21 protein-coding genes and 1 pseudogene are annotated in these 24,928 nt (G+C 69.6%); 14 read left to right on the top strand and 8 right to left on the bottom strand.

The genetic code is table 11. From position 1 onward, the window contains the following. Nucleotides 1–123 precede the first annotated feature (123 nt). From OG329_RS08940 to OG329_RS08910, 7 genes and pseudogenes are all read left to right on the top strand, one after another. A complete protein-coding gene (locus OG329_RS08940) occupies nt 124–1,131 on the top strand; it encodes a LacI family DNA-binding transcriptional regulator (protein ID WP_405793942.1) in 1,008 nt (335 codons plus the stop codon). A gap of 212 nt (nt 1,132–1,343) precedes the next feature. Continuing rightward, nucleotides 1,344–2,765, top strand: coding sequence for an ABC transporter substrate-binding protein (locus OG329_RS08935; protein WP_405793941.1), 1,422 nt, complete (start codon nt 1,344–1,346; stop codon nt 2,763–2,765). A gap of 117 nt (nt 2,766–2,882) precedes the next feature. After that, complete coding sequence (locus OG329_RS08930) at nt 2,883–3,842, top strand: carbohydrate ABC transporter permease (protein ID WP_405793940.1); 960 nt, start codon at nt 2,883–2,885, stop codon at nt 3,840–3,842. Nucleotides 3,843–3,865: 23 nt separating this feature from the next. Further along, nucleotides 3,866–4,795: a carbohydrate ABC transporter permease gene (locus OG329_RS08925; protein WP_405793938.1), complete on the top strand. Its 930-nt coding sequence runs from the start codon at nt 3,866–3,868 to the stop codon at nt 4,793–4,795. Between the two features lie 120 nt (nt 4,796–4,915). After that, the gene (locus tag OG329_RS08920) at nt 4,916–6,550 is read left to right on the top strand and encodes a glycoside hydrolase family 13 protein (protein WP_405793937.1); all 1,635 of its coding nucleotides are present in this window, start codon (nt 4,916–4,918) and stop codon (nt 6,548–6,550) included. Between the two features lie 80 nt (nt 6,551–6,630). Then, nucleotides 6,631–6,828: pseudogene (locus OG329_RS08915) on the top strand (hypothetical protein); the annotation flags it as partial. 105 nt (nt 6,829–6,933) lie between these two features. Then, complete coding sequence (locus OG329_RS08910) at nt 6,934–7,263, top strand: hypothetical protein (RefSeq protein WP_405793935.1); 330 nt, start codon at nt 6,934–6,936, stop codon at nt 7,261–7,263. 50 nt (nt 7,264–7,313) lie between these two features. On the opposite strand, the gene OG329_RS08905 is transcribed toward OG329_RS08910, so the two are convergent. The 6 genes from OG329_RS08905 to OG329_RS08880 form a co-directional block, all read right to left on the bottom strand. Then, nucleotides 7,314–8,444: a methyltransferase domain-containing protein gene (locus OG329_RS08905; RefSeq protein ID WP_405793933.1), complete on the bottom strand. Its 1,131-nt coding sequence runs from the start codon at nt 8,442–8,444 to the stop codon at nt 7,314–7,316. Further along, nucleotides 8,441–9,400 (bottom strand): ATP-grasp ribosomal peptide maturase, encoded by a 960-nt coding sequence (gene tgmB, locus OG329_RS08900; RefSeq protein ID WP_405793932.1) that lies wholly within the window; start codon nt 9,398–9,400, stop codon nt 8,441–8,443. Before tgmB ends, OG329_RS08905 begins: the two co-directional genes overlap by 4 nt. Nucleotides 9,401–9,432: 32 nt before the next feature. Further along, nucleotides 9,433–9,711 (bottom strand): putative ATP-grasp-modified RiPP, encoded by a 279-nt coding sequence (tgmA, locus tag OG329_RS08895; protein WP_405793930.1) that lies wholly within the window; start codon nt 9,709–9,711, stop codon nt 9,433–9,435. Nucleotides 9,712–9,881: 170 nt separating this feature from the next. Next, a complete protein-coding gene (locus OG329_RS08890; RefSeq protein ID WP_405793928.1) occupies nt 9,882–10,046 on the bottom strand; it encodes a hypothetical protein in 165 nt (54 codons plus the stop codon). 474 nt (nt 10,047–10,520) lie between these two features. Continuing rightward, nucleotides 10,521–10,673, bottom strand: coding sequence for a hypothetical protein (locus OG329_RS08885; RefSeq protein ID WP_405793927.1), 153 nt, complete (start codon nt 10,671–10,673; stop codon nt 10,521–10,523). Beyond that, complete coding sequence (locus OG329_RS08880; protein WP_405793925.1) at nt 10,663–11,112, bottom strand: hypothetical protein; 450 nt, start codon at nt 11,110–11,112, stop codon at nt 10,663–10,665. The genes OG329_RS08885 and OG329_RS08880 overlap by 11 nt, the downstream gene beginning before the upstream one ends. A 187-nt stretch (nt 11,113–11,299) precedes the next feature. On the opposite strand from OG329_RS08880, the gene OG329_RS08875 reads away from it, so the two are divergent. Both OG329_RS08875 and OG329_RS08870 read left to right on the top strand, forming a co-directional pair. After that, on the top strand, nt 11,300–12,484 hold the full coding sequence (locus OG329_RS08875; RefSeq protein ID WP_405793923.1) for a helix-turn-helix domain-containing protein: 1,185 nt from the start codon (nt 11,300–11,302) through the stop codon (nt 12,482–12,484). A gap of 93 nt (nt 12,485–12,577) precedes the next feature. Further along, nucleotides 12,578–13,660, top strand: a complete 1,083-nt coding sequence (locus tag OG329_RS08870) for a CobW family GTP-binding protein (protein WP_405793921.1) — start codon at nt 12,578–12,580, stop codon at nt 13,658–13,660. A gap of 16 nt (nt 13,661–13,676) precedes the next feature. On the opposite strand, the gene OG329_RS08865 is transcribed toward OG329_RS08870, so the two are convergent. Then, complete coding sequence (locus tag OG329_RS08865) at nt 13,677–16,127, bottom strand: DNA topoisomerase (ATP-hydrolyzing) subunit A (RefSeq protein WP_405793920.1); 2,451 nt, start codon at nt 16,125–16,127, stop codon at nt 13,677–13,679. Between the two features lie 267 nt (nt 16,128–16,394). Here OG329_RS08865 and OG329_RS08860 point away from each other — a divergent pair, with 267 nt between their 5' ends. Both OG329_RS08860 and OG329_RS08855 read left to right on the top strand, forming a co-directional pair. Continuing rightward, nucleotides 16,395–17,768: a M16 family metallopeptidase gene (locus tag OG329_RS08860; RefSeq protein WP_405801718.1), complete on the top strand. Its 1,374-nt coding sequence runs from the start codon at nt 16,395–16,397 to the stop codon at nt 17,766–17,768. Between the two features lie 17 nt (nt 17,769–17,785). Next, nucleotides 17,786–19,153, top strand: a complete 1,368-nt coding sequence (locus OG329_RS08855; protein ID WP_405801716.1) for a M16 family metallopeptidase — start codon at nt 17,786–17,788, stop codon at nt 19,151–19,153. A 125-nt stretch (nt 19,154–19,278) separates the two neighbouring features. Here the strand turns inward: OG329_RS08855 and OG329_RS08850 are convergent, their stop codons facing one another. Beyond that, the gene (locus OG329_RS08850; RefSeq protein ID WP_405793918.1) at nt 19,279–19,560 is read right to left on the bottom strand and encodes an HPr family phosphocarrier protein; all 282 of its coding nucleotides are present in this window, start codon (nt 19,558–19,560) and stop codon (nt 19,279–19,281) included. A 133-nt stretch (nt 19,561–19,693) separates the two neighbouring features. Between OG329_RS08850 and OG329_RS08845 the strand changes: the two genes are divergently transcribed. The 3 genes from OG329_RS08845 to OG329_RS08835 all read left to right on the top strand — a co-directional run bounded on the left by OG329_RS08845 (nt 19,694) and on the right by OG329_RS08835 (nt 24,916). Continuing rightward, a complete protein-coding gene (locus OG329_RS08845; protein ID WP_405793916.1) occupies nt 19,694–22,867 on the top strand; it encodes a GNAT family N-acetyltransferase in 3,174 nt (1,057 codons plus the stop codon). A 229-nt stretch (nt 22,868–23,096) separates the two neighbouring features. Continuing rightward, nucleotides 23,097–23,696 (top strand): DUF5998 family protein, encoded by a 600-nt coding sequence (locus OG329_RS08840; RefSeq protein ID WP_405793914.1) that lies wholly within the window; start codon nt 23,097–23,099, stop codon nt 23,694–23,696. Next, complete coding sequence (locus OG329_RS08835) at nt 23,696–24,916, top strand: alkaline phosphatase family protein (protein WP_405793913.1); 1,221 nt, start codon at nt 23,696–23,698, stop codon at nt 24,914–24,916. The genes OG329_RS08840 and OG329_RS08835 overlap by 1 nt, the downstream gene beginning before the upstream one ends. The last annotated feature ends 12 nt before the right edge of the window (nt 24,917–24,928 follow it).

The raw sequence follows: 24,928 nt of genomic DNA, 5'->3' as shown, positions 1-24,928 counted from the left end.
AGGGCATACCGCTGTGGTGCCGCTCGGGGCTTCCTCGGGCGGCACCACAGCGGCACCCTGGCTGTGCAGGGACTTTACGCTCAGAAGTAAGTAGCTTGCATTGCTTGCGCTAGTCTTGCGTGTATGACGCGACGACTTGCTCAGGTGGCTAAGAAGGTTGGGGTCAGCGAGGCCACGGTCAGCCGGGTGCTCAACGGTAAGCCGGGAGTTTCCCAGGCCACCCGGCAGTCCGTGCTGACCGCCCTGGACGTGCTCGGGTACGAGCGGCCGACACAACTGCGCGGTGAGCGCGCCAGACTGGTCGGTCTCGTCCTGCCCGAACTCCAGAACCCGATCTTCCCGGCCTTCGCCGAGGTGATCGGCGGCGCGCTCGCGCAGCAGGGGCTGACTCCCGTCCTGTGCACGCAGACCAAGGGCGGCGTCTCCGAGGCCGACTACGTCGAACTGCTGCTCCAGCAGCAGGTGTCCGGAGTCGTGTTCGCCGGCGGTCTCTTCGCCCAGGCCGACGCGCCCCACGAGCACTACCGCCAGCTCCACGAGCGCCGGATCCCGGTCGTGCTCATCAACGCGCCCATAGAGAACCTCGACTTCCCGACCATCTCCTGCGACGACGCCGTCGCCGTCGAGCAGGCGTGGCGGCATCTGGCGTCGCTGGGCCACGAGCGCATCGGCCTCGTCCTGGGCCCGGCCGACCACGTACCGTCGCGGCGCAAGCTCGCCGCCGCTCTGGCGACCGTGAAGGCGGCGGGGGAGTCGCTGCCCGACGAGTGCGTCGAGCGGTCGATGTTCTCCTTGGAAGGCGGCCAGGCCGCCGCCGCGCGGCTGTTGGACCGCGGGGTCACCGGCATCATCTGCGCGAGCGACCCGCTGGCCCTGGGAGCCGTACGGGCCGCCCGCCGGCGCGGTCTGGACGTCCCCGGCGAGGTCTCGGTCGTCGGCTACGACGACTCCGCCTTCATGAACTGCACCGAGCCGCCGCTGACCACCGTCCGCCAGCCGATCGAGGCCATGGGCCGGGCCGCGGTGGAGCTGCTGTGCGCCCAGATCCAGGGCGGCGCGGTGCCGCCCGGCGAGCTGCTGTTCGAGCCGGAGCTGGTCGTACGCGGCTCCACGGCGCAGTCGCCGCGCTGATCCGCGCGGTGATCGCCGCGCTGAAAAAGCGGCCCCCGTCCGGCGATTGAGGACGAACCGGCCACGGCCCGCAGCCGATGCGAAGGACTGTCAAACTTTTACGAAAACGGCGCGAGATCTTGCGGTCTCCTGTCGACGGTGGTTGAGTGTGCCGCGCCCCGGCAGAGTTTCAGCCGTGGGCCTTCCACGCTCATGCCCGAAGGGGACCATCGATGAGAAGTGCTGGGTTCCGCCGAATTCGCCGTACCGACCGCACCGCCGCGGCCGCCATTGTCACCGTGCTCGCCCTGACTCTCGCCGCCTGCGGCACGAGCAGCAGCAGCGACGGCGACGACGGCGACTCCGGCGGCGGGTCGTCCGACCCGTCAGCGCCGTTGGACCCGAAGGCCAAGGTGACACTCTCGATCGACTGTATGCCGCCGGCCGCGAAGGCCGCGGAGTTGAAGGAGTGGAACGAGGACGTCAAGGAGTTCAACAAGACGTACCCGAACGTCAAGATCAACGGGAAGTCCACCCCCGGCCAGTGCCTGGAGCCGCCGCGCTTCACCGCGATGCTCAAGGCGAAGTCCCAGCCGGACGTGTACTACACCTACTTCACCGACCTTCAGCAGGTGCTGGACAACGACGGGGCCGAGGACATCTCGGCGTACGTCAACGACAAGTCCGTGCCCGCGCTGAAGGACATCGACCCTGACGTCCTGGACGTGCTGAAGCAGGACGGCAAGCTCTACGGCCTGCCGACCAGCAACTACACCATGGGTCTGCTGATCAACCGCAAGCTGTTCGAGCAGGCGGGACTGGACCCCAACTCGCCGCCCACCACCTGGGAAGAGGTCCGTACGGCCTCCGACAAGATCGCCGACATCGGCGGCGGCGTCTCCGGCTTCGGTGAGTACAGCGCCGGCAACAACGGCGGCTGGCACTTCACCGCGTCCCTCTACGGTCTCGGCGGCGACGTCGTCGACACCACGGGCGAGAAGGCCGCGTTCAACACCGACCTGGGCAAGCAGGTCCTGGAGAACCTCCACACCATGCGGTGGGAGGACGACAGCATGGGCAAGACCCAACTGCTCAAGTGGGGCGACCTCCAGAAGCAGATAGCCACCGACAAGCTGGGCATGTTCCTCGCCGCGCCCGACGACATCACGTACATGGTCCAGCAACTCGGCGCCAAGTACGAGAACTTCGGCATGGGACCGATCCCCGGCGCCAAGGCCACCCTCTTCGGCGGCAACAACTACATGATCAAGAAGGGCAGTTCGCCCGACAAGATCAAGGCCGCCATCGCCTGGCAGAACTTCAAGTTCCTCACCCCGGGCAAGGGCCAGTTCGAGTGGGAGCGCAGCAAGGCCGACAAGCTCCCCGTCGGACTGCCGCAGCCGAACTTCTGGCTCGGTGACTCCAAGGCCAAGGACGACGCGCAGCGCACCGAGCACGCCACGATGCCCGTCGAGAACTTCAAGCCCTTCATGGACAACCCGGTCAAGGGCAAGGCCGAGCCGCCGAAGGCGCAGGAGATCTACAAGATCCTCGACGTCGCGATGTCCGGCGTGCTGACCAACGAGGACGCGGACATCGACAAGCTCCTGTCGACCGCCGAGCAGCAGGTCAACCAAGTCCTGGCGACTCAGTAGCGGACGCGCGGGACCGGGTCACGCGGACCCGGTCCCGCCCAGGGCGTGTCTTCACAGCAGCGCCGTCCGCTCGCAGGGCGAGTCAACGAATCTGCGCACCGGCACCGAGGAGAGACCATGTCGGCCCCCACCCTGTCCAAGAGCGAGGCGACCGAGCCCCGCCGCGGACGCCCCGGCTCCAGCCGGACGAACCCCGCCCGCGAGGAGTTCGTACGGTCCGTGCGCCGCAATCTCTCGGCACACGGGTTCCTGATCGGAGCCGTACTCTGCTTCTCGTTCTTCTCCTGGTATCCGATGGTCAGGGAATTCATCCTGGCCTTCCAGAAGAACGAGAACGGAAAGACCACCTGGGCCGGCTGGTCCAACCTCACCTATGTCTTCAACGACCCGGCCTTCTGGCAGGCATGGCGCAACACGCTCCTGTTCACCGGGCTCGCGCTGCTGCTGGGATTCATCGTCCCGTTCCTCGTCGCCGTCGTACTCAACGAGTTCCGGCACGGTCAGGGATATCTGCGGCTGCTCGTCTATCTCCCCGTGATGCTTCCGCCGGTCGCCTCCGTGCTCCTCTTCAAGTATTTCTACGACCCCGGATACGGCCTGTTCAACCGCATCCTGGACGTCTTCGGACTACCCGCGCAGCAGTGGCTCCAGGACACCGACACGGCCATGCTCTCCGTGGTCATCGCGGCGACCTGGATGAGCATGGGCGGTGCCACCTTGATCTATCTCGCCGCGCTCCAGGGAATTCCGGGCGAGCTGTACGAGGCGGCCGAACTGGACGGCGCGGGAATCCTCCGCAAGATCTGGCACGTCACCATCCCGCAGACCAGACTCATTCTCTCGCTGATGCTGCTCATGCAGATCATCGCGACGATGCAGGTATTCACCGAACCATTCCTGCTCACCAACGGGGCCGGACCGGAAGGGTCGACGACGACGGTCGTCTATCTCATCTACCAGTACGCGTTCAACTTCAACAACTACGGCAGTGCGGCGGCACTCGGACTCGTCCTGCTCGTACTCCTCGCGGGCTTCTCCGCGGTGTACGTGCGACTCAGCCGCGGCAGCGAAGACTAGAAGACTAGGAGGGGAGAGAAGGCATGACAGCGAACACGCTCATACCCCGGCGCAAGCGGGCCGCCCGCGCCGAAGTGGCCCGCCCGCGGACCCTGATCTCACCGGCCCAACTGGGCAGATCGCGCGGCAAGGCGGCCTACTGGATCGTCTTCGCGCTGGTGGTCCTCGTCTTCACGCTGGTCTTCCTCGGACCGCTCTACTGGATGGTCACCGGCGGTCTCAAGACCACCCAGGAAGTGGTGCAGAGCCCGCCGACGGCCTTCCCCACCTCGATGCATCCGGAGAACTACGAGCAGGCATGGAAGGTGATGGACCTCGCCAAACTGCTGTTCAACACCCTCTACTACGCGTTCGGCGCGCTCGCCTTCCAACTGATCTTCGACGTGGCCGCCGCGTACTCCCTGTCCAAGCTCCGGCCGATCTTCGGCAAGGCCATCCTCGGCCTGATGCTGATGACGCTGATGATCCCGGCGACCGTCCTCGTCGTACCCCAGTACCTGACGGTGCTCGACGTACCGATCTTCGAACGGAACCTGCTCAACTCGCCCTGGGCGATCTGGCTGCCGTCCGTCACCAACGCCTTCAACATCTTCCTGCTCAAGAGATTCTTCGACTCGATCCCCAGAGAGCTGCTGGACGCGGCGGCCATCGACGGGGCATCGGCGACCCGCACCCTGAGATCCGTGGTGCTGCCGATCTCCCGGCCCATCCTGGGAGTTGTGTCGATCTTCGCGGTCGTGGGGGTCTGGAAGGACTTCCTCTGGCCGATGCTCACCCTGCCCGACCCGGGCAAACAGACCCTGAACGTGGGCATCTACTCGCTCGCGAGCGGTGTACCGGAGAACGTCCTGATCGCCGCGCTCACCATCGCGTCCGTCCCGACGCTGCTCATTTTCCTGCTCTTCCAGCGCAACATCATGAGCGGTCTGACCGCGGGCGGCCTGAAGGGCTGATCGTCCTCTCCGCCCCGTCTCGACTTACTCCCCACCAGCGCTCCGCCGCCTGCCTCTCATCCAGCGCCCCGTTGTCCGGGGGCCGGCGGCGGAGTCCCACCTGCCCGAAAGGACCGTCACGTGGCAGCCATCCAGCCGGCCGAGGCCACCGTCGAATGGTGGCGCGACGCCGCCATCTACCAGGTCTATGTACGCAGCTTCGCCGACGGCGACGGCGACGGCACCGGAGATCTCGCCGGCGTGCGGTCCAGGCTGCCGTATCTCGTGGAACTGGGCGTGGACGCACTCTGGTTCACCCCCTGGTATCTCTCACCGCTCGCCGACGGCGGCTACGACGTGGCCGACTACCGGACCATCGACCCGGCCTTCGGCACCCTCGCCGAGGCGGAGAAACTGATCGCCGAGGCCCGTGGGCTGGGCATCCGTACGATCATCGACGTCGTGCCCAACCATGTCTCCGACCAGCACGTCTGGTTCAAGGCGGCCCTGGCGGCCGGCCCCGGCAGCCCCGAGCGCGAACTCTTCCACTTCCGTAAGGGGCGCGGGGACGACGGCGAACTGCCCCCGAACAACTGGGTGTCCGAGTTCGGCGGCGTCCCCTGGACCCGACTGGACGACGGCGAGTGGTATCTGCATCTGTTCGCCACCGGACAGCCCGACCTCAACTGGGCCCATCCGGCGGTCCGCCGGGAGCACGAGGACGTGCTGCGCTTCTGGTTCGACCGGGGCGTGGCGGGTGTACGGATCGACTCGGCCGTCCTGCCCGCCAAGGACCCCGCCCTGCCCGACTTCACGCCGGGCACCGACCCCCACCCGTTCGTGGACCGCGACGAACTCCACGACATCTACCGCTCATGGCGCGCCATCGCCGACGAGTACGACGGCATCTTCGTCGGCGAGGTCTGGCTCCCCGACGCCGAGCGCTTCGCCCGCTATCTGCGCCCCGACGAACTGCACACCGCCTTCAACCTCAGCTTCATGTCGTGCCCGTGGGACGCGGACCTGCTGCGCACGGCCATCGACGACACGCTCGCCGAGCACGCGCCGGTCGGCGCCCCGGCCACCTGGGTGCTCTCCAACCACGACGTCACCCGCACCGTGACCCGCTACGGGCGCGAGGACACCGGATTCGACTTCGCGGCCAAGGCGTTCGGCACCCCGACCGACCTGGAGCTGGGTACGAGACGGGCCCGCGCCGCCGCGCTGCTCTCGCTGGCGCTCCCCGGCGCCGTCTACGTCTACCAGGGCGAGGAGTTGGGCCTGCCCGAGGCGGACATCCCGCGTGAACGCATCGAGGACCCGATGCACTTCCGGTCCGGCGGTACGGATCCGGGCCGGGACGGCTGCCGCGTACCCCTGCCGTGGCGGGCGGACGCACCGTACGCCGGCTTCGGGACGGACACCGAGCCGTGGCTGCCGCAGCCGGAGTCCTGGGCGAAGTACGCGGCCGACCTCCAGACCGGTGACCCGGGGTCGATGCTGAGCCTGTACCGGGAGGCGCTGCGGCTGCGCCGTACGGAGCCCGGATTCGCCGTCGTCCGGGCATCGGAGGACCGCGCCGAGGCCGCGCTGACCTGGCTGCCCGCCGGGCCGGGTGTGCTGTCCTTCACCCGCACCGACGGCCTGATCTGCGTCGTCAACCTCGCCGGGCCCCCCACTGAACTGCCCGGCCACACCGGCGTTCTGCTCACCAGCGGCCCCTTGGACGACGAGGGGAGACTGCCGCAGGACACCGCGGCCTGGCTGCGGAGCTGACTCCGCGGCCGAACCGCCCGCCCCGGCGCCGGGGCGGGCGGGAGGCGACACCACCAACAGCTCCAGCACCTTCGCCGACAACACCATCTCGCGGCCCAACCTGGCGAACCGCGTCGCGATCCGATTCGTACGACAGCGCCATCGAGGCGACGGTCAACATCACCGGCACCACCGTCACCGGCAGCCCGTACAGCGCCTTCGAGTTCGTCTCCGGCGGCGGCAACTCCGGCTGGGACACGGCCTGGGACGACTGCGCGACCTGGCCCGAGCCGGCCGAGTGGCGGGGCCTGTCCTCAAGCGCCGGACGGGCTCGATGAACCTGTCCGACGCTTGAGGACGAACCGGCCGCCCCACGGCTCCGCACGGCCGTCTACCCTTGGCGCATGGGTGTCAACATCATGTTTGCCTTCGGGGTGGAGGAGCTGGCCGACGAGGCGGAGACCGAGTCCGTCGCGAACGCGCTCACCGATCTGGTCCGTGAGGAAGGGTTCCAGGAGCACGAGGTCGGCGTGAGGTGGGACCTGGCGGATGGCCGGCACTGGGTCGCCGGACAGACCGACTATCCGATCGGCATCAGTCGCTTCTACGCGTGGCGTCCTCGCTTCGAAGCCGCCATCCAGGAGCGGGTCTACGCGGTCGCACCCTCGGCGAAAGCGGGAATCACCTTCTGGTACCCGGACGAACTGGCTGCCAAAAGGGAGAGTTCGGGCTGACACACGGCGACCGGGCGGTAGCCGACCGGGCGGCCGGTCGTTTCGATTCATCAAGGCGCCTGGAGCACTCCCGCTCTGTTCGCGGGTTCGTCGAGCCAGAGGGTGTGTGCCCCGTCTTCGCCGACCGTCAGGCCGTACCGGTCGACGCTGGGGCGGCCGGCGTTCACCCAGTGGGTGAGAAGGGGCTCGCGCTCGGCCCAGAGGTCCCGCGGGCCACCGTGTTCGAGCTGTGCCGTCCGGACATCGAGTGGAGTGATCCGTGCCCAGGACGATGTGTTCGGCTCCCAGAGGCAGCGCATCTCCTGGCCACTGTCGTTCTTCAGGGTCACGGTCTTGACGGTGGAGTGCGCGAGGGACGGAAGGAACTGGGCGATCTCGGCATTGAGGCCCGTGGGGAGCGAGATCTCTCGCGCGTAGCCCGTGTATGACGTGAGCCGGTCGGTGAGTTGCTGGGCCGTTGCGCTGATCGTTCCTGTGTCCGGCCGGGCCGTCATGAAGGCCGCCAGCTCGGGGAGGAACCTGCCCTCGGCGCGGTGCTCTTGGTCGACGGTCAGGCGCGCGATGCCGTAGCCCACGTTGGCGACGATGACCCCGCCCGGACGGACTTGCTCCCGCCACGCGTCGGGGATGCGGCCGACACCACAGGTGGCCAACAGCCGGTCGTACGGGGCGTGTTCGGCGCAGCCGGCCATGCCGTCCCCCGCGATGAGGGTGGGTGCGTAGCCGGCCTCGCCGAGTCGGTCCCGTGCCAACCTCACCAGGTCGGGGTCGACATCGAGTGACACAACGCGGTCGTTGCCGAGGCGGTGAGCCAGGAGGGCGGCGTTGTATCCGGTGCCGACACCGATCTCCAAGACGTGGTCGCGGTCCACCACGTCCAGGGCTTCAAGCATTCTGGCCATGAGGGAAGGGCATGTGGAGGAGCTGGTGGCGACGCCGGCCGCGTCGAACTGTGTCAGTAGCGAGGTGTCCTGGTAGGCCGCCGCGAGCCACATGGGGTCAGTTTGGTCGTACCCATGCAAAGCCCCCTGCGACCGTACGGTGAACTTGGGTACGAAGACGTGCCGGGGGACGCAGGAGAAGGCGTCGATCCAGCGCTCGGAGTGCAGGGACCCTGCGGCTGTGAGCTGGTCTGTCATCATGCGGCGCAGTTCGTCGGCGGATGGTGCGGTGGTGGTCATGGGTTGCCTTCCAGTAGGTCAGCCAGTGCCTGGGCGATGGGGGTACGCAGCTCCGGGACGAACGCCCACTGTCCATTCGGATTCAGGTCGATCAGGTGCCATTCCCCGCTCTGATCAACGAGGAAGTCCATTGCGGCGTAATGGAGACCGAAGCAGTCCAGCAGTTGGCGAACGCCGGAGGCGATGCCACAGGGCACTTCGCAGAGCTCGTAGGTGTGGCTGTCGTAGTCCGTGCGGATGTCGATGCGTGCGGTCTGCGACGAGGTATGGATCTGGGCCGCGAACATCCGGCCGGCCACGACCGTCAGGCGAATCTCGTACGCCTTGGGGATCCACTCCTGGAACTGATGTGCGGTGAGGCGGACGGCATCCGTGATCTGTGCGGCGCGGACTTGAGTGGTCCACAGCGCGTACGGTTCGCCGTCCGCACCGCTGGGGCCTTGTGTGCCGAGGGCTTTGTAAGCGGCAACCCGGCCAGGCAGATTCCCGACGAAGGCGCGCGCCTTGTCAGGATCGTTGGTGATCAGTGTCTCGGGAATGCTCAGGCCGCATCGAGCAGCGGTCGCGAGGGCGACAGGTTTGACGCCTGCGACGGCGTTCCGCCTCGGGTGGTTCAACCATGTGCATTCCAGTGTCGCCAGCAAGCCGCCGAGGCCCGCACGGGCCTCGGCGGCTGCCCACTGCGCATCGTGCCCCGACATGTCGGGGTGGAAGCGATGCTCCGACGGACGCCGGTAGTAGACGGAACGAACCTGACCAAGGTCCAAGTCCCGGTGTGAGCCCCGTAAGCCGCCGCCCCAGGCGCTTCGGCGAGGGCCGATGCGCGCTGCCAGGGTCAGGCTCTCGGGGAAGTCACCGGGATCGAGTCGGTGAACGGGCACACCTCGACCGGTGAGTTCCGCGATGACGAGATCAGCGGTCGCATCTTTGGGGCCAGTCAGAACCAGGACGGTCATCGGTCAGATCCTTCGCTCGGTCAACCGGGCGGTCAGTCGGTGTCGTTGGACTTCGACTCATCGAGCTGGCTGTCTTCCCTGGTCTGGCTCGTCGTCTCGAACGCGGACTTCATCGACGGGGCGTGGATGAACGGCTCGCCGCCGTCCACGGTCACGCTGATCTGCCGCTCCGGGCAGAGGCGCAGCGAGGGCCACACTCCGGGGGCCGGGCGAACCGGCACCGCCTTGGTCAGCCCGAAGGGGCGAACCGCCTCCGCGGCCGGTTCGGCGAACCTGTGGTTCATTACGTCCATGACCTGAGTGGTAGTCATTCGGTACTCCTTCGTCTCATGAGATCTGCTTGGTGTGGCCGGCGTCCGGACAGACGTTTCGGGGTTGTCCTCGAATGTTTCGGAACGGACGACGGGGGTCTTGCTCACCCGCTCCGGAAGCCCGCCGACAGGCTTCCGGAGCGGGAGTCTTCTGCTTCGAGCCGCAGGCTCTACTTGTTCCCGTTCTTCTTTTTCGCGGCCTTCTCGGCGGCCCGGCGCTCCGCCCGGTTTCCCGCCGCGTTGGGCTGGGCGGACTTGGCTTTGGACTTGCGCGCGGAGACGCCGTCACTCGCCCCCGCGACACCTACGTTGCGTTTGAAGCGGACCAACTGCATTCCTTTCCTCGTGGGTGGCCCGGCCCGGCTGGACCTGTCCTTCTTCGGGGGATGGCATCAGCCGGACCGGGTGCTGAACCCGCCTCCTCTGAGGCTTGGCCACGGCGCGCGGCCTTCTACTCAGGGAGGCGGGAGTCCAGGTTGGCGTCCTTGGCCGTGACGTACTGCCAGACCATGCGGTCGAGTTCGTCAAGGCACCGGGAGCAGGCGTAAAGCGGAGCGTGGGCTCCACCAGACACGACAGGACCGATCCAGATCACGGGGAGTTCAACGCGGCGGCACCACAGCCAACATGCGCCCGGAATCCACTCTCTGCCGTCGTTTGGGCGCGAGGGGATGGGGCGACTGTTCGCCGGATGGATCATCAGGCCGTTCGGTGTCATCCGGAACAACCTCCGTGCCAGATGGCGAGAACCAACGCACCGCCGAGGGCGAGCACGCTCACCATGTAGGCAACTTGCTGTGCCTTCTGGCTCACGTGTTCCGCTCCTCCGCAGGAGGCTGCGGGCTCTCGACCGGGGGGAGGCCGGACGGCACCAGGTACATCCTTCGTGACTCGGCCAGCTTCAGCAGCGACCCTCTCGGGTCGCGCACGGGGAGCGGCGGCTCCTTGCGCTCACTGTTCATCAGACTCAGCCTCACCCTGCTGTTCGGCGTAGGTCTCGACGAGTTGGGACGTCACGGCCGCCACATCCCTCATGTACTCCCACACCGCGAAGGTGGGGTCGTCGTTCGTCGGCCGGCGGTCGATACGAAGCAGCCGGTACGCAGCCTTGTACGTGTCACGAACGGCGGGGTCGAGATCGAAGTTGAGGTCTTCGCCAATCAGGAGTTCGAGCTGCCCGATCAGTGTTGCCGTGGTCAAGGCAATGCGAGGGCGGGCATCTCGTGAGAGGGGCATCTCTCGGGCGACGGACACGGTGTCGCGGATCGTCTCCACGTCGATCAGGTAAACCTGGGAGTTGGAGAGCTCCCCGATGCCTGCACTTCCAGCGTCGCCAGCGTCGCCAGCGGCTCTGGGCTCGTACGTTTCTGCCTCTGCTGTCGCCTGTGACTCGTTACTCACGCTGAACTCCTCGCTTGGAGTTGTAGTTCAAGACGATCGCTGACGTCACTCCGGTCACTCGCCCAATCGCCTTCTGTAACAAGTGAACTGCGCAGGACCAAGATCAGTTCACACAGAACTTGCACAACGGAAGTGCCGGAGGGCGGAGTTGAGGGAACGCACCTGTTGACGTGGGAGGGTGAGGTGCATGGAGAGCACAAGCGCCGGCGAGAACATCGCCGTATTACGCAAGGCGCGGGAGATGTCGCAGGCTCAGCTCAGTCGGGCCTCGTTGCTGAGCGTTTCCTACCTCAGCAAGATTGAGACCGGCCTGAGGCCGGTCACGCCGCCCGTCGCAGCGGCCTGCGCGAAAGCTCTGGGCGTTACCACGGCTCGCATCTACGGTCAGCCTTTCCGCGACCGCCCCCGTACGGAGGCCGAGCGGCTTGACGCGCTGCGAACGGCGGTTCGCCGGCACACACTCCCGAAGGAGGATGTGCCGGACCCCCAGGTGCTGGCTCGCGATTTGCAGAAGGCAGCACACCTGCGTGCGGAGGCTCAGTACATCGGATTGCTCGACGTCCTGCCGAAGTTGCTCGGTCAGTCGACGGCGACAGCGTTCGCCGCCGGTGGCGACGCGGTCGCCTGGGGTCAGGTCGCAGACCTTTACGGTTGTGCCTACGCCGTTGCTCACCGGCTCGGAGAACCCGACCTTGCGGACATGATCGTCTCGCGGCAGCAATGGGCGGCGCACCAGACTTGGAATCCAGACGCGGAAGCCGCAGCGGCGTGGAACGAGGCCGGCACGTATCAGTCGGCGGGTCACTACGATGACGGGCTCACCATCGTGGACCGAGCCATCGTGCAGTACGAGCGTCTTGACAGCAGCACCTCCGCGCACGCGGTAGTCCTTGGCTCACTTCACCTGCGCGGCGTGGTTCTTGCCTCCCGGCACAAAGACGCCGCTGCCACCGAGGCCCACCTTGTTCGGGCTCGCGATCTTGCCGCGAAGCTCCCCCAGACAGGCGATGCCCTCTTGCACAACCTGACGTTCGGGGCGGGGAACACCGCGCTGTACGAGCTTGCGGCACACATCGAGCTTGACCAGCCGGATCGGGCGGTGAACATGGCGACGCCCCTCGTGAGTAAGCCACCGGTGGGGTTGAAGCCAAACCGAATTGGCCGACTCCACATTGATGTGGCCAGGGCCCGACTGGCTGTTGGAGACGTGGCCGGCTCCGAGGAGTCCCTGAAGGCGGCCTTCAGGGTGGCGCCGGAGATGATGGAGGTGCACCCCATGAGCCGAGAAGTGCTCAGGGTTCTCTTCGTCATGCACCAAAGGACGCGGCCCGACCTGATGAAGATGGCCAAGCGAGTTGGATTGACCGACTGAGCCCGTTGCTCCGGTGTGCCTGCCCGCTCCTATCCTGAAGCCGGGCAGACGCACGGCTCTGCCCCCACCTCCTACGGAAGACGGAGCGCGGTCTTGAACCCGAGCACGGCCGGCAGGCAGATCCCGGTGGTGGTCCTCGCGGGCTTCCTCGGTTCGGGCAAGACGACCCTGCTCAACCACCTACTGCGCCACCGCGCGGGCAACCGCGTCGCCGTCGTCGTCAACGACTTCGGGGCCGTCGAGATCGACGCCATGACCGTCGCGGGCCAGGTCGGCTCCACCGTCTCCCTCGGGAACGGCTGTCTGTGCTGCGCCGTGGACGCGAGCGAGCTGGACGGCTATCTGGAGCGGCTGAGCCGCCCCGCCGCGCGGATCGACATCATCGTCATCGAGGCGAGCGGTCTCGCCGAGCCGCAGGAACTCGTCCGGATGATCCTCGCCGGCGACAATCCGCGCACCGTGTACGGAGGGCTCCTCCAGGTCGTGGACGCGGCCGAGTTCGACGCCACCCGCGAGCGGCACCCGGAGACCGACCGGCATCTGGCCATCGCCGACCTCGTGGTCGTCAACAAGACCGACCGCGTGACAGCGGCCGAACACGCGCGCGTTCTCGGCGTGATCGGGGAGCTGGGGCCAGGCGCGGCGGTGGTCTCCGCGTCGTACGGGAGGATCGACCCCGGCCTGCTGTTCGACCCCGCCACGCGCCCCGCCGAGGACGAGAAGGTCCGCCAGCTCTCCTTCGAGGACCTGCTCGCCGACTCCGACGAGGGGCGGGAGCACGCTCATCACCCGCACACCGCGTACGAGAGCCTGTCGTACGACGAACCGGCCGCCATGGACCCGCGCCGGCTCATGGCGTTCCTCGACTCGCGGCCCGAAGGGCTCTACCGGATCAAGGGCTTCGTGGACTTCGGTACGGCCGACCCGGACAACCGGTACGCCGTACACGCCGTGGGCCGCTTCCTGCGCTTCTACCCGGAGCCGTGGCCACGGGGCGCCCGGCGCCGTACCCAACTCGTCCTCATCGGCTCCGGCATCGACCGGGACGCGCTCGACAAGGAGTTGAGCCTCTGCGTCGCCGGTGACGGCACCGTCACCGACGAGGCCGCCATGTGGGGCGTCCTGCGCTACGTACGGTCCGGGCCGGCGGCCGAGGAGGCCGCCGACCCGCTCTGAGCAGCGGACTCGTACGTCAGCCCGCCGGACCCGCCAGGACGGCCACGACCGACGGCGGCGGCGTGCCCGAACCGTCCCTGCGCGGATCCGGCTCCGGCAGCTTGGCCGGGGAGCCGTTCTTCTGCGCGGCCCGCGCCGGGGCGGCGCCCGCCCAGGCGAAGACCAGCAGGTCCTCGCCCTTGAGGAAGCGCTGGCAGCGCACCCCTCCGGTGGCCCGCCCCTTGCGCGGATACTGGTCGAACGGCGTGAGCTTCGCGGTCGTCTCCGAGTCGTCCAGCGTGCCGTGCGAGCCCGCGACCGTGTAGACCACCCCGTCGCCCGCCGGATCGACCGCCGTGAAGGAGATCACCGAGGCGCCCTCGGTCAGCTTGACGCCGGCCATGCCCCCGGCGGGCCGGCCCTGCGGCCGGACCTGCGACGCCTGGTAGCGCAGCAGTTGGGCGTCGGAGGTGATGAAGACCAGATCCTCCTCGCCCGTACGCAGCTCGGCCGCGCCCACCACCCGGTCACCCTCCTTGAGGCTGATGACCTCCAACTCGTCCTTGTTGGACGGATAGTCGGGGACGACCCGCTTGACGACACCCTGGAGCGTGCCCAGCGCGAGGCCGGGGGACGACTCGTCCAGCGTCGTCAGACAGACCAGGTCCTCGTCCGGCTCCAGCGTCAGGAACTCCGCGAGCGGCGCCCCGCCCGACAGATTCGGCGCCGAGGCCGTGTCGGGAAGCTGCGGCAGGTCGATGACGGAGATCCGCAGCAGCCGGCCGGTCGAGGTGACCGCGCCGACCTCGCCGCGCGCGGTCGCCGGTACGGCCGAGACGATCACGTCGTGCTTCACCCGCTTGCCGTCGCCGCTGCCCAGCGGCCCGCCGTTGGCCGTACGCGCCAGCAGACCGGTGGAGGACAGCAGCACCCGGCACGGGTCGTCGGCCACCTCCAGCGGCACGGCGGCGACCGGCGAACTGCCGGACTCCAGCAGCACCGTGCGCCGGTCGGTGCCGAACTTCTTGGCCACCGTGGCCAGTTCGGCGGAGACGAGCTTGCGCAGCTCGGCGTCCGACTCCAGGATGCCGGTCAGCTCGTCGATCTCGCCGTTGAGCCGGTCGCGCTCACTCTCCAGCTCGATCCGGTCGAACCGGGTGAGCCGGCGCAGCGGCGTGTCCAGGATGTACTGCGTCTGGATGTCGCTCAGTGAGAAGCGCTCGATCAGCCGCTCCTTGGCCTGCGCCGAGTTGTCGCTCGACCGGATCAGGCGGATGACCTCGTCGATGTCGATCAGCGCGACGAGCAGCCCCTCGACCAGATGCAGCCGGTCGCGCCGCTTGGTCCTGCGGAACTCGCTGCGCCGGCGCACCACGGTGAAGCGGTGGTCGAGATAGACCTCCAGCAGCTCCTTGAGCCCCAGCGTCAGCGGCTGGCCGTCCACCAGCGCCACGTTGTTGATGCCGAAGGTCTCCTCCATCGGCGTCAGCTTGTAGAGCTGCTCCAGCACCGCCTCGGGGACGAAGCCGTTCTTGATCTCGATGACCAGACGCAGCCCGTGCATCCGGTCGGTGAGGTCCTTGACGTCGGCGATGCCCATGAGCTTCTTCGCCGAGACCAGGTCCTTGATCTTGGCGATCACCTTCTCCGGGCCGACGGTGAAGGGCAGTTCGGTGACGACGAGGCCCTTACGGCGCGCGGTGACGTCCTCCACGGTGACCGTGGCGCGGATCTTGAACGTCCCGCGCCCGTTCGCGTACGCGTCCTTGATGCCTTGCAGGCCCACGATCCGGCCACCGGTGGGCAGGTCGGGCCCCGGCACGTACCGCATGAGGGTGTCCAGGTCGGCGCCCGGGTGCTTGATCAGATGGCGGGCGGCGGCGATGACCTCGCCCAGATTGTGCGGCGCCATGTTCGTCGCCATACCGACGGCGATCCCGGAGGCGCCGTTGACCAGCAGATTCGGATACGCGGCGGGCAGCGTGACCGGTTCCTGCTCCTGGCCGTCGTAATTCGACTGGAAATCGACGGTGTCCTCGTCGATCGACTCCGTCATCAGTGACGTCGCGTCGGCCATCCGGCACTCCGTGTACCGCATGGCGGCCGGCGGGTCGTCGTTGCCGAGGGAGCCGAAGTTCCCGTGCCCGTCGACCAGCGGCAGCCGCATCGAGAACGGCTGTGCCATCCGGACGAGGGCGTCGTAGATCGACGCGTCCCCGTGCGGGTGCAATTTACCCATCACCTCGCCGACGACGCGGGCGCACTTCACATAGCCGCGGTCGGGGCGCAGGCCCATCTCGTTCATCTGATACACGATGCGGCGGTGCACCGGCTTCATGCCGTCACGGGCGTCGGGCAGGGCGCGGGAGTAGATCACCGAGTACGCGTACTCAAGGAAGGAGCCCTGCATTTCATCGACCACGTCGATGTCGAGGATCTTCTCCTCGAAGTCCTCCGGCGGCGGGGTCTTCGTGCTGCGGCGGGCCATCGCTGCTGCGGCTCCTTCACAGGTCTGTGCGGTTCTGGGCGGACAACGTGCGGACAACTTCAGGAACTGACGCCGACCATTGTGGCCCGCCGGACTGACAACGCCGACCTCGACCCGTCGTTGAACCACCCGAGGCGCCGTTTCCGGAGCCGGGTGAGAGCCGATGGCGAGTCCACGCCGCTGCGCCGGACGCGGGAACTTCGCCAGGCGTCGGCACGCTTGCATACAGTGGCAGGACTTCTCCATATCGCGATCGAAGGGACGTACATGCCCATGGGTCACACGGCCACAGCGCAGGCCGGTTCCGGCGGCCTGACAGCGACCGAGCACCGGCTCGCCAACGGACTGCGCGTGGTGCTCTCCGAGGACCACCTGACCCCGGTCGCCGCGGTCTGCCTCTGGTACGACGTCGGTTCGCGCCACGAGGTCAAGGGCCGTACGGGCCTCGCCCACCTCTTCGAGCACCTGATGTTCCAGGGCTCGGCACAGGTCAAGGGCAACGGCCACTTCGAGCTGGTGCAGGGCGCCGGCGGCTCGCTCAACGGCACCACCAGCTTCGAGCGCACCAACTACTTCGAGACCATGCCCACCCACCAGTTGGAGCTCGCCCTCTGGCTGGAGGCCGACCGCATGGGCTCGCTGCTCTCCTCCCTGGACGACGAGGGGATGGAGAATCAGCGCGACGTCGTGAAGAACGAACGCCGCCAGCGTTACGACAACGTGCCCTACGGCACCGCGTTCGAGCGCCTGACCGCCCTCTCCTACCCCGAGGGCCACCCGTACCACCACACCCCCATCGGCTCGATGGCCGACCTGGACGCGGCGACCCTGGACGACGCGCGGCAGTTCTTCCGTACGTACTACGCGCCGAACAACGCGGTGCTCTCGGTCGTCGGCGACATCGACCCCGAGCAGACACTCGCCTGGGTCGAGAAGTACTTCGGCTCGATCCCCTCGCACGACGGCAAGCAGCCGCCGCGCGACGGCTCGCTGCCGGACATCATCGGCGAGCAGTTGCGCGAGGAGATCCACGAGGAGGTCCCGGCGCGCGCGCTGATGGCCGCCTACCGGCTGCCGCAGGACGGCACCCGCGAGGCCGACGCCGCCGATCTGGCGCTCACCGTCCTCGGCGGCGGTGAGTCCTCCCGGCTGCACAACCGCCTGGTGCGCCGCGACCGTACGGCCGTCGCCGCCGGATTCGGACTGCTGCGCCTCGCCGGCGCGCCCTCGCTCGGCTGGCTGGACGTGAAGACGTCCGGCGGCGTCGAGGTCCCGCAGATCGAGGCCGCCGTGGACGAGGAGCTGGCCCGGTTCGCGGCCGAAGGCCCCACGGCCGAGGAAATGGAGCGCGCCCAGGCCCAGTTGGAGCGCGAATGGCTCGACCGGCTCGGCACGGTCGCGGGCCGCGCGGACGAACTGTGCAGGTTCGCGGTGCTGTTCGGCGACCCGCAGCTCGCGCTGACCGCCGTCCGGCGGGTGCTGGACGTCACGGCCGAGGAGGTACGCGCGGTGGCCGCGGCCCGGCTGCGCCCCGACAACAGGGCGGTGCTGGTCTACGAGCCCACCTCTCCTGAGGACGACGCCGACGACGCCGACGACGCGGCAGCCGACACCGACGAGCACGAGGGGGCGGACCAGTGACCGACGCTGCCGTGACCATGGAGTTCCACCCGCAGCCCACCGCCGGAGAGGCCAGGCCCTGGGCGTTTCCCGCGCCCGAGCGCGGCGCTCTGCCCAACGGCCTGACGGTGCTGCGCTGCCACCGCCCCGGCCAGCAGGTGGTGGCCGTCGAGGTCTCCCTCGCCGCCCCGCTGGAGGCCGAGCCCGAGGGCCTGGACGGCATCGCCACGATCATGGCCCGTGCGCTGTCCGAGGGCACCGACAAGCACACGGCCGAGGAGTTCGCCGCCGAGCTGGAGCGCTGCGGCGCCACGCTCGACGCGCACGCCGACCATCCGGGCGTGCGGGTCTCCCTGGAGGTCCCGGTCTCCCGGCTGCCCAAGGCGCTCGGTCTGCTCGCCGACGCCCTGCGCGCGCCGCTGTTCTCCGAGAGCGAGGTCGGCCGGCTCGTCACGAACAGGCTGGACGAGATCCCGCACGAGCAGGCCAACCCGGCCCGCCGCGCGGCCAAGCAGCTCTCCAAGGAGCTGTTCCCGGCCGGCTCGCGCATGTCACGCCCGCGCCAGGGCACCGAGGACAGCGTCGGCCGCATCGACGCGAAGGGCGTCCGCGCCTTCTACGACGCGCACGTGCGCCCCGCCACGGCCACCGCGGTGATCGTCGGCGACCTCACCGGCGTGGACGTCGACGCGCTGCTCGCCGAGACCCTGGGCGACTGGACGGGCGACACGACCGAGCCGCGCCCCGTGCCGCCGGTGACCGCAGACGACACCGGCCGCGTGGTCATCGTGGACCGGCCCGGAGCCGTCCAGACGCAACTGCTGATCGGCCGGGTCGGCCCCGACCGGCACGACCGCGTCTGGCCGGCCCAGGTGCTCGGCACGTACTGCCTGGGCGGCACGCTCACCTCCCGGCTCGACCGGGTGCTGCGCGAGGAGAAGGGCTACACGTACGGCGTGCGGGCCTTCGCGCAGGTGCTGCGCTCGGACCCGAACGGCACGGGCACCTCCATGCTCGCCATCAGCGGCTCCGTCGACACCGAGTCGACCGGGCCCGCGCTGGACGATCTGTGGAAGGTGCTGCGTACGCTCGCGGCCGAGGGGCTGACGGACGCCGAGCGTGAGACGGCCGTGCAGAATCTGGTCGGGGTCGCGCCGCTGAAGTTCGAGACGGCCGCGTCCGTCGCGGACACACTCGCCGACCAGGTCGAGCAGCACCTCCCGGACGACTTCCAGGGGCAGTTGTACGCGCGCCTGGCCGAGACCGGCACGGTCGAGGCGACGGCCGCGGTGGTCAGCGCCTTCCCGGGCGACCGGCTCGTCACGGTGCTCGTCGGGGACGCCTCGGTGATCCGCGAGCCGGTCGAGGCCCTGGGCATCGGCGAGGTGAAGGTCGTCACCGGCTGACACCGGCAGCCACCGCGTGGGCGACCCACGCCTACGTACGCTCGCCCACGCACGTACGACGAAGGCCCCGGCAGGAGGACGCCGGGGCCTTCGTCGCGTATGCGTACGCGTGTGTACGTCTCGGGTCAGACGGTCTCGGGAAGCTCGTCCAGCCCCTCCGCGACCAGCTTCGCCAGCCGGTCGAGCGCGACGTCCGCGCCGTCCGCGTCGGAGGTCAGGACGATCTCGTCGCCGCCCTGCGCGCCCAGCCCCAGCACGGCGAGCATCGACGCCGCGTTGACCGGGCTGCCGTCCGCCTTGGCGATCGTCACCGGAAAGCCGGACGCCGTGGCGGCACGGACGAAGATGGAGGCGGGACGGGCGTGCAGGCCCTCGGCCCAGCCGACATTGACGCGGCGCTCAGCCATGGTGTTGCCCTTCAAGTCACAGTTGTTGTCTAGACCAGTGTGCCATGCAGCCCCCGGCGGACCGGCGAGGCACCCCCAGCCTGCCCCGGCCGGGGGCCCGCCGCTACCGGTGTGCGCGCCGTAGGCTCTCCTTATGACGCCGCCGTCACAGCACGCGTACCCCGCTCACTGGGAAGCCGACGTGGTCCTGCGCGACGGGGGCACCGCGCGCGTCCGTCCGATCACCACCGCCGACGCCGAACGGCTCGTCAGCTTCTACGAGCAGGTCTCCGACGAGTCGAAGTACTACCGCTTCTTCGCGCCCTACCCCCGGCTCTCCGACAAGGACGTGTACCGCTTCACCCACCACGACTACGTGGACCGGGTGGGGCTCGCGGTGACCGTCGGCGGCGAGTTCGTCGCCACCGTCCGCTACGACCGGATCGACGCCCGCGGCATGCCCGCGCCGGCGCCCGCCGACGAGGCCGAGGTCGCCTTCCTCGTCCAGGACGCGCACCAGGGGCGCGGGATCGCCTCAGCGCTCCTCGAACACATCGCCGCCGTGGCGCGCGAGCGCGGCATCAGGCGCTTCGCGGCGGAGGTGCTGCCCGCCAACAACAAGATGATCAAGGTGTTCCGGGACGCCGGGTTCACCCAGAAACGCAGCTTCGAGGACGGCTCCGTCCGCCTGGTCCTCGACCTCGAACCGACCGCCGAGTCCCTTGCCGTCCAGCGGGGCCGCGAGCAGCGCGCCGAGGCGCGCTCCGTACAGAGGCTCCTCGGCCCGTCGTCGGTGGCCGTCGTCGGCGCCGGACGCACGGCGGGCGGTGTCGGGCGGGCCGCCCTGCGTAATCTCCTCGACGGGGGATACACGGGGCGTACGTATGCGGTGAACGTGGCCCTGCCCCCGGAGCGGACCGAGATCGACGGCGTCCCGGCGGTGCGCTCCCTCGCGGAGATCGAGGAGCCCGTCGACCTCGCGATCGTCGCCGTTCCCGCCGAGCGGGTGCCCGACGTCGTCGCGGACTGCGGCGAACACGGCGTCCAGGGACTGGTGGTGCTCTCCGCCGGATACGCGGAGAGCGGGCCCGCAGGACGGGAGCGGCAGCGCGAACTGGTGCGGCAGGCACGCTCGTACGGGATGCGGGTCATCGGGCCCAACGCGTTCGGCGTCATCAACACCGGACCGCCCGTCCGGCTGAACGCCTCGCTCGCGCCCGAGATGCCCGACCGGGGGCGGATCGGTCTCTTCACGCAGTCGGGCGCGATCGGTATCGCGCTGCTCGCCGGGCTGGTCCGGCGCGGCGCGGGTGTGTCCACCTTCATCTCGGCGGGCAACCGCGCGGACGTCTCGGGCAACGACTTCCTCCAGTACTGGCACGACGACCCGGACACCGACGTCGTGCTGCTCTACCTCGAATCGATCGGCAACCCACGCAAGTTCACCCGGCTCGCCAGGCGTACGGGGGCGCAGAAGCCGGTCGTCGTCGCGAAGGGCGCGCGGCACAGCGGCAGCACCCCGCCGGGGCACGCGGTGCCGGTCACCGGAGTCCCGGACGCGACGGTCTCGGCGCTGCTCAGCCAGGCGGGCGTGATCCGCGTGGACACCGTCACGGAGTTGGTGGACGCGGGGCTCCTGCTCGCGAACCAGCCGCTGCCGGCCGGACCTCATGTGGCGATCCTCGGCAACTCCGAGTCGCTGGGCCTCCTTACGTATGACGCCTGTCTGACGGAAGGGCTGCGCCCGCTCCCACCGCTCGACCTCACGACATCGGCCCGCCCCGAGGACTTCGGTACGGCGCTGGCCGCCGCGCTGGCGGATCCGGGCTGCGACGCGGTCGTCGTCACGGCGATTCCCTGGGTCGGCGAGAACGGCGCGATGGAGTCGGGCGACGGCGAGGTCCTGGCGACGGTGCTCCGCGAGGCGGCCTCGACGGCGCCGGCGAAGCCGGTGGCGGTGGTCCACCTGGAGATCGGCGGCCTGGCGAAGGCCCTCTCGGCGGCCACGACGACGGCGCCGAGGCCGGGGGAGGGGGCGGGCGCGGTCCCTGGTGCCGCGCCGCCCGCGACCGGCCCGGCACCGGCCGCCGACGGGCCGGGGCCCGTGCCGGCGCCGCCGAGCGCCCGGGGCGCGTCGACAAGCCGGCCGACGGAAGCCGCCCCCCAGGGCACCGGCCGCGAAGGCCCGACCGCGCGGCCGGTGCCGGTGCCCGGCACCGTCACCGCCCCGCCCGCACCCGCGCCGCCGGGCGCGGACAGGGCGCCCGGCGACGCGGCGTCCTCGCGCGGTGGCGGCGACGCGGCGGAGGCGACCGGGTCGGTGACGGGGGACGGTTCGGCCGACCACGGACAGCCGCCCCCTCCCCCCGGATCCGGTGGCGACTCCCCGCCGGAGGCCGTCAGCACCGGCGCCGCGCCGGACGGCGAGAACGCGCCGGACGAAGCCGACGCCCCCCGGCGGATCCCCGCCTACCCCGCCGCCGAGCGCGCCGTGCGCGCGCTCGGCCAGGCCGTCACCTACGCGCAGTGGCGGCGACAGGCGGCGGAGCCCGGCAAGGTGCCCGAGTACGACGACATCGACGAGAGCGGGGCCGCCGGACTCATCGACCGGGCGCTCGGCGACGCGCCCGCCGACCCGCACGGGACGAGCCTCGGGGACGACGACACCCGCCAACTGCTCGGGCGGTACGGCATCGCCGTACGTCCCACCCTGCCCGCGCCCGGACCCGACGCCGCCGTCGAGGCCGCCGCCCGGCTCGGATACCCCGTCGCCCTCAAGACCACCGCGCCGCATCTGCGCCACCGGGCCGACCTCGGCGGCGTACGGCTCGATCTCGCCGACGAGAACCGGCTGCGCGCGGCGTACCGCGAACTGACCGAACTGCTCGGCGACCCCGCCGAACTGCGGCCCGTCGTCCAGGCGATGGCGCCGCGCGGGGTGGACACGGTCGTGCGCGCCGTGATCGACCCGGCCGCCGGCGCGGTGCTCTCGTTCGGGCTGGCCGGAGTGGCCTCCGAACTACTGGGTGACGTCGCGCACCGCCTCGTCCCGGTCACCGACCGCGAGGCGGCCGAACTGCTCCGGTCCATCCGGACGGCACCGCTCCTCTTCGGCTGGCGCGGCTCGGCGCCCGTCGACACCGACGCCCTCGAAGAACTGCTGCTGCGGGTGTCCCTGCTCGTCGACGACCACCCGGAGATCGTCTCCGTGGCGCTCGAACCGGTGGTGGTCGCCGCGCACGGCCTCTCGGTACTCGGCGCGAGCGTCCGGCTCGCCCCGCCCCCGTCCCACGACGACCTCGGACCGCGCCGTCTCCCCAGCTACTAGGTCCTGTCCGGCGGATCTTCGGGGATCAGGCCGGGGCGGCTGGTGCGGTGCATCGCAAGGCGGAGGATCATTCTCGTACTGGACGTACTTGGATGACTCCGACAACGCAGGGAGGTGCCGTGCCAGGCGTCCCGGACCCCCGAAGATCCGCCGGACAGGGCCTAGAGCCACCAGGCCCCCGGTCCCGCACGGTCCCGGCCATACATCCCGCCACCGTAGGATGGGGCCCATGGCGAAGACCGGTACGACGACCCAGGGGCTGCGCACGGCGATCGAGCGCAGTGGCTACTACCCGGCGCTCGTGGCCGAAGCGGTTGAGGCCGCTGTCGGCGGCGAGCCGATCGCGTCGTATCTGGTGCACCAGGAGACGACCTTCGACTCCAACGAGGTCCGCCGGCATGTCACCGTCCTCGTCCTCACCGCCCACCGCTTCATCGTCAGCCACACCGACGAGCAGGCCGCCGACACCAGTTCGGCGACCCCGTACGCCACCACCTCGACCGAGTCGGTCAAGCTGGACCGGATCTCGTCCGTCGTGGTCAGCCGCGTCGTCGCGAACCCCGAGTCGTACACCCCCGGCACCCTGCCCCGCGAGGTCGTCCTCACCATCGGCTGGGGCGCCGTCGCCCGTATCGATCTGGAGCCCGCCGCCTGCGGCGACCCCAACTGCGAGGCGGACCACGGTTACACCGGCAACTCAACCGCCGACGATCTGAGCCTGCGCGTCAGCGAGGCGGGTGACGGGCCCGACACCGTCCAGCAGACGCTCGTCTTCGCGCAGTCGCTCTCCGAGGCCACGGCCGCCGCCCCGTCCTCGACCGGCCGTTGATGACCGCGCAGCCCACCGACTGGCAGGACCCGGTCCCGCTCGCACTGAACACCGCGCCCGTCCCCGAGTACGGCGGCGGCTCGCTCGCCGACCTGCTGCCCACGCTCGTCGCGGGCCAGGGCGTCCCCGTCCCGGGTGCCGTTCCCGGCGCCCCGGCCGCCGTCATCCCCGAACTCACCCCGGCCGACCGCAACTGCGTCTTCCTGATCGACGGCCTCGGCTGGCAGCAGATCAAGGACCACCCCGACGAGGCGCCGTATCTGACGTCGCTGCTGGGCACCTCACGCGGCTCCACCGGCCGGCCGATCACCGTCGGTTTCCCCGCCACCACCGCGACATCCCTCGCCTCCGTCGGTACGGGCCTGCCGCCGGGCGCCCACGGTCTGCCCGGCTACACGGTGCGCGACCCGGCGACCGGCGCGCTGATGAACCAGCTCCGCTGGCGCCCGTGGACCGAGCCACACATATGGCAGCCGTATCCGACGATCTTCCAGCTCGCCGACGCCGCCGGGATCCACACCGCGCAGGTGTCCTCCCCGATCTTCGAACGCACCCCGCTCACCGAGGTCGCCCTGAGCGGCGGCACCTTCCACGGCCGGCTCTCCGGCGAGGAGCGGATGGACCTGGCCGCCGCCCAACTGGCCGCCGGGGACCGCTCGCTGGTCTACACGTACTACAGCGAGGTCGACGGCAAGGGCCACAAGTTCGGTATGGACTCCGACGCCTGGCGCGGCCAGTTGATGTACGTGGACCGGCTCGCCCAGCGTCTCGCCGAGCAACTGCCGCCCCGCGCCGCCCTGTACATCACCGCCGATCACGGCATGATCGACATCCCCTTCGACGAGCGGTCGCGCATCGACTTCGACGAGGACTGGGAGCTGCGTGCCGGCGTCGCCCTCCTCGGCGGCGAGGGCCGCGCCCGCCACGTCTACGCGGTGCCGGGCGCCGCGGCGGACGTCCTCACCGTCTGGCGCGAGGTGCTGGGTGAACAGTTCTGGGTCGCGAGCCGCGACGAGGCCATCGCCGCGGGCTGGTTCGGCCCGCCCGGCGCGGTGGAGGAGCGGGTGTACGGGCGGATCGGCGATGTGGTGGCCGCCGCCCACGACGACGTGGTGATCACCGCGTCCGTCAAGGAGCCGCGCGAGTCCGAGATGGTCGGTATGCACGGCTCGATGACCCCCGTCGAGCAGTTGGTACCACTCCTCGAAGTACGCTCCTAGCCCCCTCCGCGT

The organism is Streptomyces sp. NBC_01506, assembly GCF_045040295.1.
GTDB lineage: Bacteria > Actinomycetota > Actinomycetes > Streptomycetales > Streptomycetaceae > Streptomyces.
This window is presented reverse-complemented; position numbering and strand designations above follow the sequence as displayed.